Origin of the sequence: Sphingomonas lutea, from assembly GCF_014396785.1 — a bacterium.
GTDB classification, from domain to species: domain Bacteria; phylum Pseudomonadota; class Alphaproteobacteria; order Sphingomonadales; family Sphingomonadaceae; genus Sphingomicrobium; species Sphingomicrobium luteum.
This window is the reverse complement of record NZ_CP060718.1, coordinates 366,604-387,500: the sequence shown is the minus strand read 5'-3', so window position 1 is coordinate 387,500 and position 20,897 is coordinate 366,604. Positions and strand designations below refer to the sequence as shown.

Here is a 20,897-nt window from a genome sequence, read left to right as displayed (position 1 = left end):
TCGGCTCGGGGCTGCGCACCCGCACCGACAGCGTCGGCTTGGCCGACAGATCGGCGGGGACGCGATCGGCGATCAAAGTTTCCGGCAGGCCCGTGCAGCGAAGCGCCTCCACACCCGCCGCCGTCTCGATCACCACGCCATCACTGGTCGCGCGAACGATCGCGTCCTGCTCGGTCACCTTGCCCGTCGCGCGCGAGGTGCGGCGGAGGTGCAATCGCTCTCCGAGCGAGGCATCGAGCAGCGCGCCCGGCGACAGCAGCCGGGCATCGCGGTTTTTCTCGAGCACCGCCGGACCTAGCCCGGTGATGATCGCGCTTTGCGGGACAATGCCCGAGGTCACGCCTTCGAAGCGCAGCTCGCTTGTCCCCGCGGGGATGCGGACGCGTCGCGTCTCGCTGACCAGGGCATAGCCGCCGAGCCATTGCAGGTTGAGCGGCTCCAGCCCGCGATCAGGGTTGCGGTAGACGGTGACGGCGACCCGCTCGGGCGCCGGCGACGAGACGATCGCCTGCGCGGCGGCGCGCCCCGACAGCAGCGCGGCGATCAACAGGACGGCGGCACGCATGGCCTTAGTAGCGGCTGTCGAAGGTCGCGGTGACGGTCGCTTCGCCATTGGCCGGCACGGGCACCCGCCAGCGCGTGTGATCGGCGCTGAGGCGCTCGGACGGCATGCTCTGGTCAGTGATACGCGTGTCGCCGAACAGGCCGGACTGGACCAGATCGACCGTGACGGGGCGAGGACCGGCGTTGGTCAGCGTGTAGCGCATCTTGGTGCGCCAGCGCCCGCTGGCGATTCGAGTCCGTTCCGCGACGACCGGGCGGACCTTAATGTCGAACGCCTGACCGGTGGCAAGGCCGATGTCCGACCCCATTGGCGTGTGGCCGATGCGATGTTCGCCGACGAATTGCGGATTGCCGCGCGCGTCGCGCTGATAGACGCGCACGATCCCGGCCGGAAGCGCGTCGCCGAGCCCCTGGTTACGCGAGCTCGAGAAGCGCAGGATCGTGCTCACGCTCAGCGGCTGCTCGCTGGTCGACAGCCACGGATTGCGGAATTCGTAGGCGCGTGCCGCGGGCGTGTTCTGGACGTCGAGGAAGCTGACCTGCTTGGTCTGCTTGTCGGCGATCGTCGTCCGCTCGGCGAGCGGATAGAGATAGAAGTCGCCCAGGCGCTCGCGGCCCGCGGTCTCGGTCCCGGCGCGGTCCATGCCGCCATCATATTCGGGTGGCGGTGGCGGGGGCGGCGGGGGCGGGGGCATGCCCGGGCGGTAACGATAATTGGGATAGCTCGCTTGGCCGACGGCGCCGGCGACGAGCAGGGTGTTGGCGTTGACGTACGGTGTCCCGCTGGTGTTGGTCAGCGTGACCCAGCCCTGCACGTCCATCCGGCCATTGGCTTCGTCGAACAAGGCGACATAGTCGGCGGACCAGCCCAGCCCCGGGGTCAGATAGGTCAGCGTGACCGGGCGTGGCCCGCCGCCGCTGGCTTCGAGCGTCACCGACAGGGTCGGCCGCGCACGCAGGCTCGGCGGGACGGCGTCGAAGATGACGCGGGCGGGCAAGCCGTCGTCGCGCAAGACCTCGATGCGGTCGCCGATCTGCAGCACGACCCCGCCGTTGGCGGCAAGGATTCGCGCGCGTTCGCGCACTTCCGCGCCGGTCGCCGGGTTGACGCGCACCAGCGTAATCGTCTGGCCGACGGCATTTTCCATCAACGCCGCAGGCGACAGCAAATCATATTCGAAATTCTGCTCGACAACGCCGACGCCGCGGCCGTTGAGAGTCACCGTTTCCGGCTGGATCTGCGCGGAGACATCGCGGAATTCCTGCCGAGTCCGCCCATTCGGCAGGTCGAGCACACGCTTGTCCTGCACCAGGGCACGGCCATTGTTGTAGATGGTGACGGCAACATCGCCCTGCGCGGTTTGGGACGGCGGCGGGACGCTTTGCGCCAGCGCCGGCACGGCAGCGACAAGCGCCGCGCCCCACAGCAAAAATGTCCGCATATCATCACCCTCCCCATACACGTCCGGGGACGATGATACATTGTATCTTCACCGTCAACCGCTGTTTCGCGGGAGAAAAGGGGTTCAGCCGTGAACCCGTTGTGAATGCATTCTACGCTGCGGGCGCGACCTCGTCGTCTCCGCCAGCGGCGCGCGGCGAGCGCGTCGTGCGCCGACGCGGGCGGCGCGGCTCTTCCTCGGCCGCCCCTTCGCCTTCCGGCTCATCACGGCCGATTGCCGGCGGAAGCGCATCGAACGGAATCGAATCCCCACCGTTCATGCGCGCCGAACGATTGCCGCGATCGTCACGGTCGTCGTCGGACATGTCGGCAGCCCGCTCCTCGTTACGGCGCGGACGACGCTCCGGGCGTTCGGCACGCTCGGGCCGTTCAGCACGCTCCGGCCGATCGCGGCGCGGTGCGCGCTCGCTGCGTTCGTTGCGGTCGTTACGATCGTTACGGTCGTCTTCGGCCTGCTCGTCGCCGGCCTCCATTTCGTCGTCGCCATCATCCTCGTCATCGAGGTCCTCGCCCCGCTGGCGACGCTGATCCTCGTAGCGCGCGCGGCTTTCGCCCAGCACGCGGAAATAATGGTCGGCATATTGCAGGAAATATTCGGTCTGGACGCGGTCGCCGGCAAGCTGGGCGTCGCGCGCCATGTTCTTGTATTTCTCAAGAAGCTGCGCCGCATTGCCCCGCTGGCGATTGTCCTGTCGGTTACCGGGCTGTCCGCCGAGGCTTTGTCCCCGCTGGCCGCCGCGGCCGCGCCGGCGGCCGCCCTGTCGATTGTTGATCAAAATCCGACGTCCTTACGCAGTGTCGTCAAAGCCCCCTTGGCCCCAGTTGGGCAGGGCTGCGCAGATGCGCGGCGCCTGACCCTTTCGTTCCGCTTTCACGCAGCGCGTGGAGCAAACGGCCGATTGCGTCGGGGGTGGACGGGACGCTCTTCAGCTTGTGGTGGAGCGTGCCCTGTCCTGCTCCCGATGTAGTGGTCCTGGACAGCTATGCCAAGCAATTTCGTCTAGTTACGGCTTTTCGCCCATGTCAGCAGTACCGCGCGCGGACGCCCCGCAAGGTCGTGGGCGACGCTGGCCTGCAGACCGTCCCGGGCTAACAGCGCGCTCACCGCGTCCGCCTGATCGGGCCCGATTTCAATCGCCACCATCCCGCCGGGGCGGAGCAGGCGCGGCAGCTGCGGCGCCAGCACGCGATAGGCATCGAGGCCCTCGTCGCCTGCGAACAGCGCCTCGTCCGGCTCGAATTCGCGCACGCCGGGGCCGAGCGCTTCGCCCTCGGCAACGTAGGGCGGGTTACACAGCAGGAGGTCGAACGTATCCGAGATGCCGGCCGCCCAATCGCCGAGCTTGAGCTTGAGCCGCTTTTCAAACCCCAGTCGGCGGGCGTTGGCCGACGCGTAAGACAAGGCACGGCGCGAAACGTCGATGCCGACGCCGCTCGCGTCCCGCCAAATGTCCAGCGCGGCGAGCAGCAGGGTTCCCGGGCCCGTGCCGAGGTCGAGAATGCATTCGGGCGGGTCGCGGTCGCGGAAATGCTCGATGGCCGAAGAAATGAGCACTTCGCTGTCGGGGCGCGGGATGAGCACGCCCGGACCAACGTGCAGTTCAATATCCCAGAAGGCGCGGCGGCCGGTGATATAGGCGACCGGCTCGCCGGTCTTGCGCCGCTCGACCATGTCCCAATAGCGCTTCGGCACATCGCGATCGGGCGGTGCCAGGATCAGCCGGTCGCGATCGATATTGAGCGCTTCGGCCATCAGCAGCTCGGCATCGAGCCGCGCCGTATCGCTTGACGCATCCAACTGGCGCGCGGCGTCCGCCAGCGCGCGATCGATAGCCTTCACTCTTCCTCCAGGCCCGCCAAACGCTCCGCTTCGTCTTCCGCTGCCAAAGCGTCGACGATTTCACTCAGGCCTGTCCCTTCGAGCACTTCGGGAAGGTTGTGCTTGGTCAGGTTGATGCGGTGGTCGGTGATCCGCCCTTGGGGGAAATTATAGGTGCGGATTCGCTCCGAGCGGTCACCCGATCCGACCATCGACTTGCGGGCGCCCGCGCGCTCGCTGGCAAGGCGTTCGCGCTCGAGCTCGAACAGGCGCGTACGCAGCACCTTCAGCGCCTTGGCCTTGTTCTTGTGCTGCGACTTTTCATCCTGCTGGATGACGACAAGCCCCGACGGAATATGCGTAATGCGCACCGCGCTGTCGGTAGTGTTGACCGACTGCCCGCCCGGCCCCGACGAACGATAGACGTCGATGCGCAGATCCTTGTCGTCGATCTGGACGTCGACATCCTCCGCCTCCGGCAGCACGGCGACGGTGGCCGCGGAGGTGTGGATGCGCCCGCCGCTTTCCGTCACGGGCACGCGCTGGACACGGTGGACCCCGCTTTCGAACTTCAGCTTGGCGAACACGCCCGTGCCGCTGATCGAGGCGATGGCTTCCTTGTAGCCGCCAACCTCGGACGCGGAGGCGGAAATGAGTTCGAAGCGCCAGCCCTGCCCTTCGGCAAAGCGCTGGTACATGCGCAGCAGATCGCCCGCGAACAGCGCCGCCTCGTCGCCGCCAGTGCCGGCGCGGACTTCGAGCATCGCGGCGCGGTCGTCGGCAGCGTCGCGCGGCAGCAGCTTCACCGCCAGAGCGCGCTCGGCCTCGGGCAGCTTGGCCTCGATCTCCAGCAATTCCTCGGACGCGATCTGGCGCAGTTCCTCGTCAGCGTCCTTGGTCATTGCCATCAGGCTCTGGCGCTCGGCGCGCAGCCGCCGCACCTCGCGAGCCGCGGCAGCGACCGGCTCGATCGCGGCATAATCCTTGGACAGCCGGACGAACTCTTCGGGCGCAAGGTTGCCGCTGGCCATGGCGTCGGCAAGCTCCTGTTTGCGCGCCTCAATGCTCGCGATCCGCTCGGAAGAAATCTGGGTCATTGCGCGTCGAAAATCGTCTGTGCCTGGGCGGCCTGCGCGTTGTCGCTGTCGAGCAGCTTGAACCCGCGCGTTTCCGCGCCGTCGCGGACGTCGAGCGAGACGATCGCGGCGGGGCGCGTCTTCATCGCCCGATCGTAGCGCTTGCGCGGGCTGCCGGTGACGAAGATTTCCGCAGCGATGTGCGCGGCGCGTAGTTGCGTCGCGAACGCGAAAGCATCAGGCTCCCGCGCCGCATTTTCGGCGACCACCGCGACGTCGACCCGATCGGGCGCGGGCGCGTCGATCATCATCGCCAGCCGCTCGATCCCCGCGGCCCAGCCGACTGCCGGCGTGTGCGGGCCGCCAAGCGTTTCGATGAGGCCGTCATAGCGACCGCCGGCGAGCACGGTGCCCTGTGCGCCCAGGCGGTCGGTGACGAATTCGAACGCCGTGTGGCGGTAATAATCGAGGCCACGCACGAGCCTTGGGGCGCGTTCCCAGGCGACGCCTGCGGCATCGAGCCCCTCGGTGACCTTGGCGAAAAAGTCCGAGGCTTCGGCGGTCAGGAACTCATCGATTGTCGGCGCGGCGTCGACCACGGGCCAGTCCTGGTGGGCCTTGCTGTCGAGGATGCGAAGGGGATTGCGCTCGAGCCGCGCCTGGCTGTCCTCGCCAAGCGCGCGAGCGTGCGCCTTGAAATGTTCGTACAGCGCGTCACGCCAGGCATTGCGGCTCTCGGGATCGCCGAGCGTGTTAAGCTGGAGGATCGCGCCCTCGATCCCCAGCTCCTTGAGCAATTGATCGGCGAAGGCGAGGATCTCGACATCGGCTTGCGGCTCGCCCGCGCCGATGATCTCGGCGTCGAGCTGGTGGAATTCGCGGAAGCGGCCCTTTTGCGGGCGCTCGTAGCGAAACGCGGAGCCGTGGGTCGCGACCCTGACCGGCGCGAACTGCTTCCAGCCCTCGCTGAGATAAGCGCGACAAATGCCCGCTGTGAATTCGGGGCGGAGCGTGATCGGCTCGCCGCCGCGATCCTCGAAGGTGTACATTTCCTTCGACACCACATCGGTGGTCTCGCCGATGGTCCGCGCGAAGACCTGCGTATGCTCGATCGTCGGCACTTCGACACGCTTGAAGCCGTAGAGGCGGCGCACGCGATCGAATGCGTCGACCACCGTGGCGAGGCGGTCGGCATCTTCTCCGATCAGGCTTTGGGTGCCCCGGACGGGCTGGACGGGCGTCATGCGGCGGCGCTTAAGCACAAATCCACCAAATGCGAAAACCTAGTCCTCGTCGCCTCCCGGCGTTTGCCCGGCGGCACGCTCCTGCTCGCGCATGCGGCGCATCGCCGCGGGCGAGGGCGTGAACAGCTTGCGGAAGCTGATCATCACCGTCCGTCCGAGCGGTTCGAGCAGATCGGGCTGGTAGTTGAGGGGGACGTTGCCCGAGGCGTCGCGCACCCTGGGCCGGCTGTTGAACAGATTGTCCACTTCCAGCCGCACCGAGCTGCCGCGCAGCCACGGATTTTTCCGCACCAGCGCAAACTGCTCGCCGAGGTTGGCGAACAAGCGCAGGTCGAAGGTCGCATAGGGCGAGAAGCGCAGATCGTCGCCAGTCAGGCTCTCGACCCGCGTGCCGCTGCGCCAGTCCAGGCTGGCGCGCGCGCCAAGGCCGTTGTTGAACCAGCCGGCGCGCGCTTCGACCTGGTGACGCGGACGACCGCCGGTCTGGCCGATGGCTTCGCCGTCAAGGTAATCGAGTTGAGGCACGCCGGCGCGGATGTTGACCTTGTCGACCAAGGTGATCGTGTCAGTCAGCGAAAATTGTAGCCGTCCGCGATTGCCGCCGCCGAACGGTCCGCCGCCGCCGCCAAAGCCGCGACCGCCCCGGCCGAAGCCACGACCGCCGCCGCCCTCGCGCGGCGCTGCCCCTTCCTGCGGACGTGCCGTATCGGCCGAAGGTGCGCCCCCCGCCGGAGCACCACCAGCCTGCCCGCCGCGCCGCCCGCCGCCGCCGAATTGGGCGCGCATCTGGTCGATCTGGGCCTGCGTCGGCTGGCGCGACTTGAGCGGCTTGGTGAAATTGAAGCCGAGCCGCAGGGTGTCCTGCCGAGCGCTGTCGAAATTGACCGGGCGCAAGTCGACGCTGACGAGCTGGCCCGCCCCGTCGCGGACGAAGCGCTCGGGGAACGCCGCCTCGATTGCCGAGGTCGTGGCAATGCTGCCGATCGGCCGGTCGATGCGCGAGCTGACGAAATCGGCGCGCAGGCGCAGGTCGACCTTTTCAGACGGCTGCCAATTGCCGCCGAGCTTGAACACGCTGCGGCGGTCGGCGAGCAGATCGGGATTGCCGCCGGTGATCGCGGTGACGAGTGCGGTCTCGCCCGTTGTAAAGTCGAAAATCCGCGCGTCGGGCGTCTCGAGGATCGGATCGCCGAGCTGCTGGATCGACGGCGCGCCCTCCTCGCGCGTCCAGCTGGTGATCAGGTTGAGCCGATCGATTGGCGACCAATTGGCGCCCGCCCCGAACGTCGCCAGCGTGCCGAAGTCCGACAGCTGCTCGACTTCCAAATTGGCGTTGAGCGTCAGATTGCCGAGCGCGCTGAAATCGCGGTTGCGGCGGGAGATGGGGAGGTCGAGGTTGATCGCGGCATTGCCTTGCGTGCGGCCGAGGTCGGTGCCCGTCACAACCTCCGCTCTGCGGCGCTCGCTGTCGAGGCCGACCGTGCTCGCGCCGACGCGGATCGTGGTGCTTGCGTCGCCCGCGGGAAGCTTGAACAGATTGCCGTGCGCGGTGCCGGTGACGTCGGCCGAGCGGCGGGTCGAGCGGGCGCGGTCGTCGTCGAACGCATCGTCGCGGTCCGTCCGGGTCACCGACCGGTCGAGGTCCGCATTGCCGGTGACGTTCCAGCGCCAGTCCGCCTTGTCCCAGTTGAGCGTCACGCCGGCGTGGGCGCTATTGCTGTCCGTGTTACGCGCCAGCGGTTCGAGCAACGTCTCGCCAAGACCGATCAGCGAGCGGCCGCTGCTATGCTGCAATTCGGTGTTGAGCGTCGCCGAAACGTCGCCGAGGGAACGATTGATCGTCGCTGTCCCGCGAACCAGGCGCCGCGACCCGATCAGCGAGCGCGCAAAGCCATCGTCAGTCTCGGATGCGATGTCGCGCTCGGCCTCGGTCAGCGTGCCGTTGGCCTCTCCGCGCAAATTGAGCGTGGTGCGTCCGGTGCGGTTGATGATCAGCCGCGTCACGTCGCCGATCCCGCCGGCATAGCCACCGTCGGTCGCCGCCGTGCCGCGCGCCTCGGCCACCGGCGAACGGAAGCGGCGGCGGGTGACGATGTTCACCACGCGCTGGTCGGCGCGATAGCCGTATTTGAGCGCGACTTCCTCGGGCAGCACCTCGACCCGTTGGATCGCCTCGGTTGGAATATCTCGTAACTCGCGGAAGCCGGACACACGCTGGCCGTTGAGGAGGACGACCGGCGCGCCGCCGCCGCGTCCGCGCGCGCTTCCGGTCTCGGGCGCCAGCGCCTCCAGCAGTTCGTTGATATTGGTCGCGCCGGTTGCGCGGATGTCGCGCGCGTCGAAGGTCTTTTCGGGCGGGATGTCGCCGACCACCGATCCGGGCAGGCGCGCGCCAGTGACGACGATCTCCTCGCCATCACCATAATCTTCGGCGGGATCGTCGCTCTCGACCGGCGCGGCGGACTGGGCCTGCGCTGGTGTCGCTTCGGGTGCCGCGGCGGGCGGGCCGTTCTGCGCAGTGGCGGGAACGGCGAAGGCGGTGGTGGTCAAAAGCCAGTAAAAATTACGCATCGGCCTTCCGCTAGCGATCGCAGGTGAACGCCCACTGACATCGTCGCGGGCTTCGACCAACCGCCCGCGAGGCTTCGACCAGCAGCACTATTCGGTGAGGCGCAGGGCGGCAATCGCCGCGACGATCGCGAGTATCAGGAGTACACGGACGGTGCCCGCGGGTTCGTTGAACCAGATCATGCCGACGATCACCGTGCCGACCGCGCCGATCCCGCCCCACACCGCATAGGCCGTCCCCATCGGGATCGTGCGCGCGGCATATTCGAGCAGCGCCATGCTGATCGCCACCGACACCAGGAAGGCGATCGTCCACGGCAGGTTGCGAAAGCCATCGACGAATCGCAGCGACGTGGTGAAGCCGACTTCGAACAGGCCACCGAGGATGAGCCACAGCCAGGCCATCAGGTCGCGGCCTCCAGCGCCGGGCTGGCGTCCTGGGGCTTGCGCGCGGCGAGGATGCAGCCGGCCACGATCATCAGCGCCCCGCCCAGCGTAAACCAGGACACGCCCTCATCGAAGAACAGCCAGCCGAACAGCATCGCCCACAGGAAGGCGGTATATTCGGTCGCTGCGAGATAGCTAGCTTGCGCCCGCGCATAGGCCCAGGACAGCAGGAGCATCGAGGCGATCGCCAGCGCCGCGGCAAACAGCAGCCACGGCCATTGCGCCAGTGGCGGGACTTGCACCCCGACGAACGGCAAGGCCAGCAACAGGATGGTCGTGACGATCAGGCTCTGGAAGAAGGTGATCTCCAGCGGGTCGGCGACCAGCGCCTGCCGCCGCATGATAATGATGTTGAGCGCGTAGAGCACCGCCGACACCAGGATCGCAACGCTGCCGATCGTCGCTTCGCGGCCAAGGTCGGCATGCGCCTGGCCGACGAAGATGACGACGACCCCGGCAAAGGCGATGAACGACGCGCCGATCGTCCGGCCGCCGATCTCCTCCTTGAGGATAAGAGCGGCGAGGAACAGGGCGATCAGCGGCGCAATGAAGGCCAACGCCACCGCTTGCGCCAGGGGCACGCGACCCAGGCCCCAGAAGAAAAGGAAGCCCATCGCTGCCGACAGAACCCCGCGCGCGACATGGATGCGCATGGTGCTCGCCGCCGGCCAAGCCTTGCGGCGCGGCAGGTAAAGCGCGCCCGACAAGACAATTCCGGTGAGGTTGCGCCAGAACATGGTCGCGATCGTGCCGATGGCGAGCACGAGCCCCTTCATCACCGCGTCCATGCCGGAGAATAGCGCGATGCCGAGCACGCCGACCATGAAAGCGGTGGCAGGGGAGTAAGCGTCGCGAGTCACGCCCTCGCGCTTAGCCGATTAGCGGATCGGGTCGAGTGCTTAGCGGCTCGCGTCGATCAGCATGGGCGGTTCCGGCGGCGGCGCGACAAGTTCGTCCGCCACGGCCCAGACCGCCATCAACAGGAGAATCACCTTCGCCATGGCGCGAGGCTGCGCCCCAATGGTGAACAAAGGATTGAGCTTATTCGGCGGCGTCGAGGGCGGGGTGGGCGGCGGCATCGATCTCCGCCGCCTTCGCTTCGACCAGGCGCACGATATGGTCGATCATGTCGGCGTCCTGCACATGGTGGTCGGTCACGCCCGACAGATAGACCATATGCTTGCCCTGCCCGCCGCCGGTGATGCCGATGTCGGTTTCGCGCGCTTCGCCGGGGCCGTTGACGACGCAGCCGAGCACCGACAGCGACATCGGCGTCTTGATATGCTGCAGCCGCTGTTCGAGCGCTTCGACCGTGCGAATGACGTCGAAGCCCTGCCGTGCGCAGGAGGGGCATGATACGACTCGCACCCCGCGGCTGCGGATGCCGAGAGATTTCAGGATTTCATAGCCGACCCGAACCTCTTCCTCGGGCTCGGCCGAGAGCGAGACGCGGATGGTGTCGCCGATCCCTGCCCACAGCAAGCTGCCCATGCCGATCGCCGACTTGACCGTCCCGCCGATCAGCCCGCCGGCTTCGGTGATGCCGAGGTGCAGCGGACAATCGACCGTGCTCGCCAACTGATGGTAGGCCGCAACCGCGAGGAAGACGTCGCTCGCCTTGACCGCGACCTTATAGTCACGGAACCCGTGATCCTCGAGGATGCGGATATGGTCGAGCGCACTTTCGACCAGGGCCTCGGGGCAAGGCTCGCCATATTTTTCGAGCAAATCCTTTTCGAGGCTGCCGGCATTGACGCCGATGCGGATCGCGCAGCCGTTGGCGCGCGCCGCGGCAATGACCTCTTTCACCCGCTCTTCGGAGCCGATGTTGCCGGGATTGATGCGCAGGCAGGCGGCGCCGGCATCGGCGGCTTCGAGCGCGCGCTTGTAGTGGAAATGGATGTCGGCAACGATCGGAACGTTGGCCGCGCGCGTGATCTGGCGGAGTGCAGCGCTCGCTTCCTTGGTCGGGACCGAGACGCGAATGATGTCCGCGCCAGCCTCTTCGCAGCGGCGAATCTGGTCAATCGTCGCGGCGGCGTCCTCGGTCGGCGTGTTGGTCATGGTCTGGACGCTGATCGGCGCATCGCCGCCGACGGGGACGGATCCAACCATGATCTGCCGCGACACGCGCCGCTCGATATTTCGCCAAGGCCTTAGGGACATGAGGGAGCATATAGGCGCCGAGGCCGCCCGGGCAAAGCGCAGTCGCGAGACTCAGCGCATTGTGTTAACGCAGGTTGGGGAAGCGTGGGGCGGCAATGCCGAGAGTTGCCCAACTGGATGCGGAGGAGCGTGGGGCGCCCGCGCCGCGCATCCGAACGCGGCGCAAGGCGAAGACCCACACCCAGTATTTCGCCTTCCTGAGCTACAGCCATCGCGACGAGGATCTCGCCAAATGGCTGCAGCGCAAGCTGGAGCAGTTCCAGGTGCCCGCGTCGCTGGTCGGCCGGCTGACCGCCAATGGCGCGATTCCCCGACGGCTGACCCCGATCTTCCGCGATGAGCATGAGTTGGCCGCGGCCGACGACCTCGGCAGCGAGATCGAAGCGGCGCTCGATTCCTCGCAATGCCTAATCGTCCTGTGCTCGCCCGCCGCGGCGGCGTCGAAATGGGTCAATGCGGAAATCGCGACGTTCAAGCGCGTCCGCCCCGACGGCTGCGTGCTCGCCGCAATCGCCGCCGGCGAGCCGTTCGCCAGCGACATCGGGGGGCGCGAGCAGGAGGAATGTTTCCCGCCGGCGCTGCGTTACCGCTTCGACCGCCGCGGGCGGCAGACGACGACTCGCGCCGAACCACTCGCCGCCGACCTCCGCCACGAAGGCGATCCGCGCCGCGCAGGCTTCCTCAAGCTGGTCGCCGGCATGCTTGGGGTGAGCCTCGACGAACTCGTGCAGCGCGAGGCGACGCAGCGCCATCGGCGGCTCGCCTGGGTCACGACCGGATCGGTCGTCGGCATGGCGCTGGCGATCGTGCTCGCGGTCGCCGCGGTGCAGGCGCGCGACGAAGCGCGCGACCAGCGACGGGAGGCCGAAGGGCTGGTCGCCTTCATGCTCGGCGATCTCAAGAACAAGCTGGAACCGATCGGCCGGCTCGATGCGCTCGACGGCGTGGGATCGCGCGTGCTGGCCTATTATAGCAAGCAGGATCCGTCGGAACTGAGCGATGCGGCCTTGCTCCAGCGGGCCAGTGCCCTCGGTTTAAGCGCCCAGGTCGCCTTCCAGCGCAACAATCTCGACGAAGCGGCGCGACTATATCGCCAGGCGGCCGCAGGCACCGGCGAAGCAGTGCGGCGTTCGCCCGAAGATCCGCAACGCCTCTACGATCACGCGCAGAACATCTTCTGGGTCGGGGAGATCGCTCGCAGCCGCGGCGACAACAGCGCGGCGGAAACGGCCTTTCGCGAATATAAGCGGTTGGCCGACCAGATGGTCGCCATCGACCCCGACAATCTGCGCTGGCGCATGGAAATGCTCTACGCTCAGGAAAATCTGGGCATCGTCCTGCTCAATCAGCGTCGGTTCGGCGAAGCGGCCAAGCAACTCAATGCGGCGCTGCGGCCCATGGAAAACCTGCTCGCGATCGACGAAGGGAATATTCAGTATCGCGAGGAGTTCTCCAATATTCTTGGCTGGGCGGCCGACAGCGAACGCGACGCGGGACGGCTGGAGGCCGCGATCCGCCTGCGCGAACGGCAGATCGCCCTTGTGCGCTCGGCGCTTGGCCGGGCAGGCACCAACGTTCAGCTCCGCCGGCAACTCATTCCCGCACATCAAGGGCTGGGAGTGTTGCAGGCGATGCGCGGCGCAGCCGAGCCAGCCATTGCGCAATTCCGCCAAGCCGTCGCCGAGGCTGACCGGCTGATCCCGATCGAGCCCGCGAACATGCTGTGGAAGGGGCAGGCAGCGGCCGCGAGATTGGAGCTCGCCCGGACCCTGTTCGCCGCCCGTCGTACCGCCGAGGCCGCGAGGGAAATGGAGGCCGGATGTGTACTCGCCTCCCAAGTGCGCGAAAAAGATCCGACCGGATCATGGCGCCGCCTGCAGACCGACTGCCTGACCATTCGCGCCCACCTTGCGCTGCAGTCGAACTACTTGAGCAGGGCCGAAGTCTTGGCGCAGCAGGCGGTGGCGTCCGCCCAAAGTGAACGTCGGCCCGACCCCGTCAGCGTCCGCTATCGGGTCGCCGCAGCACTCAGCTTGCTCGGCGACGTCCATGCGCGCAGTCGGAGACCTGAGCGGTCGCGCGAGGCTTGGTCACGGGGTCTCAGCGCGCTAGCACAGGAGCGGGCCGAACGGCCGGGGGAAATGAATATTCGGGCCGGACTGCTGCGGCGGCTGGGACGCAAGGACGAGGCGCAACAATTGGAGGCGCGCGTATCGGCGACAGGCTTTCGCCAGTTGTCTTAAGAGGAGGGGAATATGGGCAAGAAACAAGATGTGCGGATTAATGTCCGGATCGACTCGGTCGATCCGCTGAGGTTTTCCGTGGAGCCGGTGTCGAACGGGCTGCCCAAGGATCCTAACGGCAAGATCAAGTTTAAGAACAAGAAAGGTGAGGACGGCTTTCGCATCTATTTCGATCTCGTCAATCCGCCCGAGGATTACCTTTGGCCCGATGATGACGATATCGCGAATGCAGTCTGGTCAAAGGTGGGCGCGCAGTGCCCGACGGAGGGCGCGTGGGAGGTTTTCGAACCGCGGCGGTCTGACAACAATCGCAAGACGCTCGTGGTCGACAATCCCAATCCGTCGCCGGCGCAAGGCGAATTCCACTACACGTTGCGGGTGGTCAATGGGGCGGGCGAATATCTGAACCTCGATCCTGGGGCGATCAACCAGAACGGCGGTGAAGATATGCAGAGCGCCGCAGTCCTAACGGCGGCGGTCGGCGGGCTGATTGCGGGTTGCCTGCTCACGCTGGCCTTCCAGGCGCTCACCTAGACTTGCCGGAATCCGATCCGGGCACATCGGCCGACCATCCGCCGCTGTTGCCGTTCACGATCAGCGTCGGGGTGACCGGGCACCGCAGCCAGGCGCTGGGCGCGGCGTGCATGGCGACGCTGGGCGAGCGGATCACGGCTGCGCTCACGCTGATCGGCGAAGGCACCGTTCGCCTCGCCGACACGCGCCCGGTGTGCTTCTCGCCCGCGCCGCCGCGGATGCGGTTCGTCACGCCGATTGCCGACGGCGCCGACCAGATCGCCGCCGAAGCCGCGCTTGCGCTGGGGTGGGAGGTCGAGGCAGTGCTGCCCTTTGCCCGCGATCATTATCGCACCACCCTCGCCGATGACGAAGCGCGGAGGCGGTTCGACGCGCTTCTCGCCCAGGCGACCCGCGTGCTTGAGCTACCCGGCGAGCAGCGCGACGAGCCCGAGGGCTATGCCATGGCCGGCCGCGCAACGGTCGCGCATTGCGACATCCTGATCGCGGTATGGGACGGTCTCAAGCCCCGCGGGCGCGGCGGCACCGGGGAGGTTGTCGAATTTGCGATCAGTCGCGGCGTGCCGGTCGCGCATCTGGCGCCCGACCCGGCGCGGCCCGACCGCTTGCTGTGGGCCGCCTTCGACCCCGTTGTCGACACGATGGGTGACGATCCGATGGCCGAGCGGCCGTTGGATCGCGAGCATGTCGATCTCATGCTGAAGGCCATGCTGCTGCCGCCGCCGAGCGCAGTCGAAGGCAAGTTCGTCGATCGCTTCATGCGCGAGCACTTGCCGCGGTTCCGCTTGCGGCCAGAATATGGCCTGTTGCTTGCCGCGGTCGGCATCCGCCGCTTCCGCTTGCGCGACCTCAATGAAATCCACGGCCGCGTGCGCGTGCGGGAAGAATGGGCGCAATACCGTCGCGACTGTGCCGACCTCGGCATCGCCGCGCCGTTCGAGCTTCTAGAGGAAGCTTATCGCTGGACGGACCTGCCCGCGACCAACCTCGCCCAGACGTATCGCAGCGGCCATGTCTTCAGTTTCGTCATGGGCGGGCTCGCGGTGTGCATGGGTCTCAGCGCCTTCATGCTGCCCCAGTACAAGTTGCAATGGGCGATGTTCGAAATGATCCTGACCGTCGCGGTGATCCTCAATGCGCATGTCGGGACCAAGAACGAATGGCACCGGCGCTGGCTCGATTATCGTCAGCTTGCCGAGCGGCTGCGTCCGATGCGCAGCCTCAAATTGCTCGGCATTGCCGCGCCCGATCCGCCGGGGACCGAGACCAATCCCGTGCCGCAGCGCTGGATCGACTGGTATGCGGGCGCAATCTGGCGCGCGATGGGCTGCCCCGCGGGCGTCATCACGCCGGCGTCCGCCGACCTCATCGCCGAATCGGTCACCGATCACGAAATCGCGCCGCAGGTCAGCTACCACCGCCGCAACGCGGCGCAGATCATGACCCTCGACAAGCGGCTCGAGAAGATCGGCACGATCCTGTTCTTCATCACGCTCATCGTGTCGATCATCACCCTCGTCGGCCTGTCGTGGGAATCGGCGTTCGTGGATGCTTATGGCGAATGGTTCACGCTCATTTCGGCGGGCTTTCCGGCGCTCGCCACGGCGGTGTTCGGGATTCGCTTCCAGGGCGATTTCGGCGGCGATGCGCTGCGCTCGCTGGCGACCGCCGACACGCTCGAGCATATTGATCAGGAGCTGCGCAAGCACACCAACCTGACCCGCGCCGCCGACCTTGCCGAGCAGGCCGCGCGCTTCATGCTGTCCGACCTCGACGAATGGCGGCTGGTCAACCAGCAGCGCGACCTTGGCGTCGGCTGAGCCCAAGCGTTCTGGACAGCGCGAACGCCGCCGCTAAGGCCGCGCCATGACCAAGTGGCGGATCGTCATCCACGGCGGCGCGGGATCGGAACGGATCGCGCATCACGACCCGACGCATGAGGCACGGGCGCTCGCCGGGCTGAACGCCGCGCTCGATGCCGGCGCGGCGATTTTGGCGGATGGAGGGTCCGCGGTCGACGCGGTCGAGGCGGCCGCCCGTGTGCTCGAGGAAGACCCCTGCTTCAACGCCGGGCGCGGCAGCGTGCTGACCGAGGACGGCGTGGTCGAGCTCGACGCCGCGATCATGGACGGCCGCGACCGCAGGGCCGGCGCGGTCGCCGGCCTGCGGACGACTCGCGCGCCGGTGACGCTGGCGCGGCGCTTGATGGAACAGGGCCCGCACGTCTTCCTGGCGGGAGTCGCGGCCGATCGCTTTGCCGCCAAGGCGGGCATCGAGCAGGTCGGAAACGACTTCTTCGTCCTGCCCGAACGGCGGCGCCAGCTTGAGGAAGCTCTGGCTGCGGGCAATGACGCCGATCCGATCAAATATGGCACGATCGGCGCGGTTGCGGTCGACACGCACGGCCACGTCGCCGCGGCGACCTCGACCGGCGGCATCACCGCCAAGCGCTGGGGTCGAATCGGCGATTCGCCGCTGATCGGCGCCGGGACCTACGCCGACGACCGCGCCGCGGCGGTGTCCGCCACCGGGTCAGGCGAATATTTTATCCGCGCCGTCGCCGCGCACGAGCTTGCCGCCCGAATGCGGCTCGGCGGCGAAACGCTGCAGCAGGCGCTTGATGGCGTGCTTGCGGACCTTGAAGGCATTGGCGGCAAGGGCGGCCTGATCGCGGTCGCGCCCGACGGCGAGGCGGCGTGGGGCTTCACTACCCCGGCCATGTATCGCGGGATGGCTAGCGCCGACGACCGCTGCGTCGCGATTTACGCCGAAGACGTCGCGCGATAGGGCAAGGCGTCGGCCAGCCAGGCCATCTCCTGCGCGATGGCGGCGCGCTCGCCTTCCAGGAATTTGGCGACGGCGTCGCGAAAGCTGCGGTTGGGCAGGAAATGCGCGGAGCGGGTGATGACCGGCTCGTAACCGCGCCCGATTTTGTGCTCCCCCTGCGCGCCGGCCTGCACCGACGCCAGGCCATGCGCGATCGCCCATTCGATAGCCCGGTAAAAGCACAGCTCGAAGTGAAGGAACGGCACCTCCTCGACCGTGCCCCAATAGCGGCCGTAGAGCGTATCCGGCCCAACGAGGTTTAGCGCGCCAGCGACCGGCACCCCGTCGCGGTCAGCCAGGAACAGCAGCAACCGGTCCCCCATGCGCTCGGCAATGCGATCGAAGAAGTCGCGGGTGAGGTACGGCCGACCCCACTTGCGCGCGCCGGTATCCTGATAAAAGGCCCACATCGCGTCCCAGTCAGCCCGCGCAATCTCGCCGCCGCGGAGCGTTCGGAAGGTCAGCCCGGCGTGCGCCGCGGCGCGTTCCTTGCGGATCGCCTTGCGCTTCGAGCTGCGCAGCGCGCCGAGGAAATCATCGAAGCCGGCATAGCCGCGGTTGCGCCAGTGGTACTGGATGCCATGCCGCATCAACCAGCCGCGCTGCGAGCACGCCGCAGCGTCCGCCTCGTCGAGGAACGTGATGTGCGCCGACGATAGCTCGTTCTGCACGGTCACCGCTTCGATCGCCGCCAGCAATTGCTGCGGGCGCACTCCGAGCAGGCGCTTGCCCGGGACCGGCGTGAACGGCACCGCGACCTGCAGCTTGGGATAATAAGATCCGCCGGCACGCTGCCATGCATCGGCCCAGCCATGATCGAACACATATTCGCCCTGGCTATGGCTTTTCAAATAGGCCGGCGCGGCGGCGGCGATCCGGCCCTCCTGCTCGACCAGGATCGGCGCGGGCGACCAGCCGGTCCCGGGCCCGACGCTGCCCGAATCCTCAAGCGCGGCGAGAAAGGCGTGGGAAAGGAACGGGTCATCGCCCGAAAGCGTGTCCCATTCGGCGGCATCGACCGTCGCGACGCCCGGCGCGAGGCGGGCGAGGATGTCAGCTTCGCGGTCGGCCATCGCCTTCCCAGATGAGCGCGTCGGCCTGAACCTGCGCTTGCGCGCGCTGCGCCGCGGTGCGCACGGTCCAGCAATAGACCGGCATCTTGCGCCGCCACCGCGCGACCCAGGGGCGCTTCACTGCAGCATATTCGACGCCCACGAAATCCGGATCGGCGAGCTTTCGGGCCGCCCAGCGGCGCAGTCGCGGCAGGCGATCCTCGACCAGCAATCCGCGCCGCACATGCGGCAGGTTAGTCCCGACTAGCCGCAACAGGCCGGGATCGAAGCTCATCACCGCGAAGCGCCCGTCATAGCCAGCCAGCGCGGCGATCAGCGCGGGAACCCACCGCCAGCGATCGTCGCTGACCTTGATCTCGAGCAGCAGCGGGACTCGCCCCGCAACCAGCGCCAGCAGGCTTTCGAGGGTCGGGATGGGATGGTTGCCGACGCGCAGGCGGCCAAGGTCGGCAAGGCTGGTCTCGCCAATCCGCAGCGGGCTGGCGCACATCCGCCAGGCGTCGGCATCGTGGAACACGACGATCCGTCTGTCCGCGGTCAGCCGCAGGTCGCATTCGATGCCCGCACCAAGCTCCAGCGCGGCGGCGAAGGCGATCAGGCTGTTTTCGGGAAAGGCCGCGCCATCGTGCAGTCCGCGATGCGCGAAACCGAGCGGCCCAGGCGCGAGCGGGTCAACCTTTGACGGCGACGATCGCATCCACTTCGACTGCGACCCCCAAGGGCAGCACCGTGACGCCGACTGCGCTGCGGGCATGGCGGCCGGATTCGCCGAACACCTCCTGCATCAGCTCCGACGCGCCATTGGCGACCTTGGGCTGGTCAGTGAAATCGGGCGTGCTGTTGACGAACACGCCGAGCTTCACGACGCGATCGACCCGGTCGAGCGAGCCGAGCGCGGCCTTCATCTGCGCCAGAAGCATGATCCCGCAGCGCCGTGCAGCCGCAATTCCACGATCAAGATCGACGTCTTCGCCCAAGCGGCCTTTGATCAGGCTGCCGTCCTCGGCAAAGCTGATCTGGCCGGAGATATGCAGAAGCCCGCCTTGCTCCACCGCGGGAACGTAAGACGCCACCGGGGCGGCGGGTTGGGGAAGGGTGATGCCGATCTCGGCAAGGCGCTGGTCGATGCTCATGGCCATGCGCTCAAGCACCGGCGCGTGCGCAAATCAACCCTTGCGCTCGACCGCGAACCCGGCCCAGCTTTGCGTGACCGGCATCAACTCGATCGTATTGATATTGAGGTGCGGCGGCAGGTTGGCGAGCCACCAGAAGAGGTCCGCGAGATCTTCTGAGGTCATCGGGTCCATCCCCGCGTAAAGCTTGTCCGAAGCTTCATGGTCGCCGCCGGTGCGGACGATGGTGAATTCGGTCTCGGCCATCCCGGGCTCGACCGAGGTTACGCGCACCCCCGTACCGGCAAGGTCGCAGCGCAGGTCGAGGGAGAATTGGCGAACGAACGCCTTGGTCCCGGCGTACACCGCGCCGCCCTTGTACGGATAGGTCGCAGCGACCGACGACAGATTGATGATATGGCCCTTGCGCGCGGTCAGTCCCGGCAGCAGCGCGCGGGTCAGCGCGACGAGGCCCGTGATGTTGGTGTCGATGACCTGGTCGATCCGATCCCAGTCGGTATCGGGCAGCGGCGTGGTCGGGGGCGCGAGCCCGGCATTGTTGAGCAGCAGGTCGATCTGACCCCACGGCGCCCCAAGCTGCGCCAGCGAATCGAGACCCGCGCGGTCGCGCATGTCGATTTCGAGCGGGAGGAAGGCGTCGCCAAGCGCCTCCTGCAGCTGGCGCAGGCGATCCCCGCGGCGACCGGTGCCGACGACGCGCCACCCGCCGTCGACGAAACGCTTGGCTGAGGCGCGGCCGAAACCCGCCGTAGCGCCGGTGATGAGTGCGGTCTTCATGGCTCGCCCCTGTCGAGCAAATGGCGCGTCGCGACAAGGTCCGCGGGCCCGACGCCGATCGCTTCGGCAACCGCCACCAGGTCGGGTTCATGCGCCTCGAGAAAGCCGATCAACTCGGCCAGCAACGCGGGATCGTCAGCCCGCGCGCGAAGCTCGTCCGTCCCGATTCCGGTCAGGTCGAGGAACCGCCGGGCCCGGCGTTCATCGGCGAGCGTTTGGGCCAGCGCGGCAAGAGCAAGGGCGTGCGGGTCGTTTGTGGTCTGCGGCGGCATCGTTTAGCTCTGGGCTCGCGCTCGGTGCTCGGGTGGGGAGGGAAATGGCGAAGATCCTGATCGTCGAGGACAATGCCCTCAACATCAAGCTGTTCTGCGATCTCCTCGCGGCGCACGGCCATCAGCCCGAGGCGGTGACCGACAGCCGCAACGCGCTCGACGTCGCCAAGCAGTTCGAGCCCGATCTGGTGATCACCGACATCCAGCTGCCCCACGTCAGCGGGCTCGAATTGATCAAATTGCTCAAAGCCGACGCGCAGCTCTCCTCCGTGCCGATCATGGCGGTGACGGCCTATTCGGCGCTGGGTGACGAGGAGCGCATTCGTGCGGCGGGCGCCCAGGCCTATGTGTCCAAGCCGATCTCGGTGGTGAAGTTCGCGCAGACGGTGGACGAGCTGCTGCCCGACGGCCACGAGGCAGCGTTGATTGCGCGCCCAGACGAAAAAACCGGCGATCCCGATGAGGGAACGCCGGCGATTCGCGATCCGGAAGCTGGTGCTGAGCCCGAAGAGCCGGGCCCACCAACTACTTGATCTTGGCTTCCTTGAACTCGACGTGCTTGCGCGCCTTCGGGTCGTACTTGCGCATCACCATCTTCTCGGTCTGCGTGCGCGGATTCTTCTTGGTCACGTAGAAGAAGCCCGTGTCGGCGGTGCTGACGAGCTTGATCTTGACGGTGGCTGGCTTCGCCAT

General features: G+C 67.2%; 20 protein-coding genes and 1 pseudogene (1 of these 21 running past the window's edge). 5 read left to right on the top strand and 16 right to left on the bottom strand.

Going from position 1 to position 20,897, the window contains the following annotated elements; translation table 11 throughout:
• The 10 genes from H9L13_RS02015 to ispG all read right to left on the bottom strand — a co-directional run.
• Positions 1-565: the beginning of a DUF4139 domain-containing protein gene (locus H9L13_RS02015; protein ID WP_187538580.1), read on the bottom strand. 962 nt of this gene lie to the left of the window's left edge; the window shows 565 of its 1,527 coding nt (coding positions 1-565); the start codon lies at positions 563-565; its stop codon lies off the left edge, out of view.
• A gap of 4 nt (positions 566-569) precedes the next feature.
• Positions 570-2,006, bottom strand: a complete 1,437-nt coding sequence (locus H9L13_RS02010) for a DUF4139 domain-containing protein (protein WP_187538578.1) — start codon at positions 2,004-2,006, stop codon at positions 570-572.
• A 112-nt stretch (positions 2,007-2,118) separates the two neighbouring features.
• On the bottom strand, positions 2,119-2,802 hold the full coding sequence (locus tag H9L13_RS02005) for a DUF4167 domain-containing protein (RefSeq protein WP_187538575.1): 684 nt from the start codon (positions 2,800-2,802) through the stop codon (positions 2,119-2,121).
• 224 nt (positions 2,803-3,026) lie between these two features.
• Positions 3,027-3,866, bottom strand: a complete 840-nt coding sequence (gene prmC / locus H9L13_RS02000) for a peptide chain release factor N(5)-glutamine methyltransferase (RefSeq protein ID WP_187538573.1) — start codon at positions 3,864-3,866, stop codon at positions 3,027-3,029.
• The gene (gene prfA / locus H9L13_RS01995; protein ID WP_187538571.1) at positions 3,863-4,942 is read right to left on the bottom strand and encodes a peptide chain release factor 1; all 1,080 of its coding nucleotides are present in this window, start codon (positions 4,940-4,942) and stop codon (positions 3,863-3,865) included. Before prfA ends, prmC begins: the two co-directional genes overlap by 4 nt.
• Positions 4,939-6,165, bottom strand: coding sequence for a histidine--tRNA ligase (gene hisS, locus H9L13_RS01990; RefSeq protein ID WP_187538569.1), 1,227 nt, complete (start codon positions 6,163-6,165; stop codon positions 4,939-4,941). Before hisS ends, prfA begins: the two co-directional genes overlap by 4 nt.
• Before the next feature lie 39 nt (positions 6,166-6,204).
• Positions 6,205-8,736: a TonB-dependent receptor plug domain-containing protein gene (locus H9L13_RS12885; protein ID WP_268825693.1), complete on the bottom strand. Its 2,532-nt coding sequence runs from the start codon at positions 8,734-8,736 to the stop codon at positions 6,205-6,207.
• Between the two features lie 87 nt (positions 8,737-8,823).
• Positions 8,824-9,138: a DMT family transporter gene (locus H9L13_RS01980; RefSeq protein ID WP_187538567.1), complete on the bottom strand. Its 315-nt coding sequence runs from the start codon at positions 9,136-9,138 to the stop codon at positions 8,824-8,826.
• Positions 9,138-10,040 (bottom strand): DMT family transporter, encoded by a 903-nt coding sequence (locus H9L13_RS01975; protein WP_235091077.1) that lies wholly within the window; start codon positions 10,038-10,040, stop codon positions 9,138-9,140. The genes H9L13_RS01980 and H9L13_RS01975 overlap by 1 nt, the downstream gene beginning before the upstream one ends.
• Before the next feature lie 181 nt (positions 10,041-10,221).
• Positions 10,222-11,346, bottom strand: a complete 1,125-nt coding sequence (gene ispG / locus H9L13_RS01970) for a flavodoxin-dependent (E)-4-hydroxy-3-methylbut-2-enyl-diphosphate synthase (protein ID WP_187538566.1) — start codon at positions 11,344-11,346, stop codon at positions 10,222-10,224.
• A gap of 95 nt (positions 11,347-11,441) precedes the next feature.
• On the opposite strand from ispG, the gene H9L13_RS01965 reads away from it, so the two are divergent.
• From H9L13_RS01965 to H9L13_RS01950, 4 genes are read left to right on the top strand one after another with little or no spacing between them, the layout of a single operon-like run.
• Positions 11,442-13,589, top strand: coding sequence for a toll/interleukin-1 receptor domain-containing protein (locus tag H9L13_RS01965; protein WP_187538564.1), 2,148 nt, complete (start codon positions 11,442-11,444; stop codon positions 13,587-13,589).
• A gap of 12 nt (positions 13,590-13,601) precedes the next feature.
• Positions 13,602-14,123, top strand: coding sequence for a hypothetical protein (locus H9L13_RS01960; protein ID WP_187538562.1), 522 nt, complete (start codon positions 13,602-13,604; stop codon positions 14,121-14,123).
• 2 nt (positions 14,124-14,125) lie between these two features.
• A complete protein-coding gene (locus H9L13_RS01955) occupies positions 14,126-15,943 on the top strand; it encodes a hypothetical protein (RefSeq protein WP_187538560.1) in 1,818 nt (605 codons plus the stop codon).
• A 46-nt stretch (positions 15,944-15,989) separates the two neighbouring features.
• A complete protein-coding gene (locus H9L13_RS01950) occupies positions 15,990-16,910 on the top strand; it encodes an isoaspartyl peptidase/L-asparaginase family protein (RefSeq protein ID WP_187538558.1) in 921 nt (306 codons plus the stop codon).
• Here H9L13_RS01950 and H9L13_RS01945 read toward each other — a convergent pair.
• Genes H9L13_RS01945 through H9L13_RS01925 form a run of 5 tightly spaced genes read right to left on the bottom strand, consistent with a single transcriptional unit; the run spans position 16,886 to position 20,204 of the window.
• Positions 16,886-18,022: a GNAT family N-acetyltransferase gene (locus H9L13_RS01945; protein ID WP_187538556.1), complete on the bottom strand. Its 1,137-nt coding sequence runs from the start codon at positions 18,020-18,022 to the stop codon at positions 16,886-16,888. The two genes, H9L13_RS01950 and H9L13_RS01945, sit on opposite strands and share 25 nt — an antisense overlap.
• On the bottom strand, positions 18,003-18,719 hold the full coding sequence (locus H9L13_RS01940) for a glycerophosphodiester phosphodiesterase (RefSeq protein ID WP_187538554.1): 717 nt from the start codon (positions 18,717-18,719) through the stop codon (positions 18,003-18,005). Before H9L13_RS01940 ends, H9L13_RS01945 begins: the two co-directional genes overlap by 20 nt.
• The gene (locus H9L13_RS01935; RefSeq protein WP_187538552.1) at positions 18,694-19,155 is read right to left on the bottom strand and encodes a RidA family protein; all 462 of its coding nucleotides are present in this window, start codon (positions 19,153-19,155) and stop codon (positions 18,694-18,696) included. The genes H9L13_RS01940 and H9L13_RS01935 overlap by 26 nt, the downstream gene beginning before the upstream one ends.
• 33 nt (positions 19,156-19,188) lie before the next feature.
• Positions 19,189-19,932 carry an SDR family NAD(P)-dependent oxidoreductase gene (locus H9L13_RS01930; protein ID WP_187538549.1) on the bottom strand — a complete coding sequence of 248 codons (744 nt, stop codon included), beginning with the start codon at positions 19,930-19,932 and terminating at the stop codon, positions 19,189-19,191.
• The gene (locus H9L13_RS01925; RefSeq protein ID WP_187538547.1) at positions 19,929-20,204 is read right to left on the bottom strand and encodes a DUF3572 family protein; all 276 of its coding nucleotides are present in this window, start codon (positions 20,202-20,204) and stop codon (positions 19,929-19,931) included. The genes H9L13_RS01930 and H9L13_RS01925 overlap by 4 nt, the downstream gene beginning before the upstream one ends.
• A gap of 44 nt (positions 20,205-20,248) precedes the next feature.
• Between H9L13_RS01925 and H9L13_RS01920 the strand changes: the two are divergent.
• Positions 20,249-20,605: pseudogene (locus H9L13_RS01920) on the top strand (response regulator); the annotation flags it as partial.
• A gap of 124 nt (positions 20,606-20,729) precedes the next feature.
• Here H9L13_RS01920 and rpmG read toward each other — a convergent pair.
• Positions 20,730-20,897, bottom strand: coding sequence for a 50S ribosomal protein L33 (gene rpmG / locus H9L13_RS01915; RefSeq protein WP_187538543.1), 168 nt, complete (start codon positions 20,895-20,897; stop codon positions 20,730-20,732).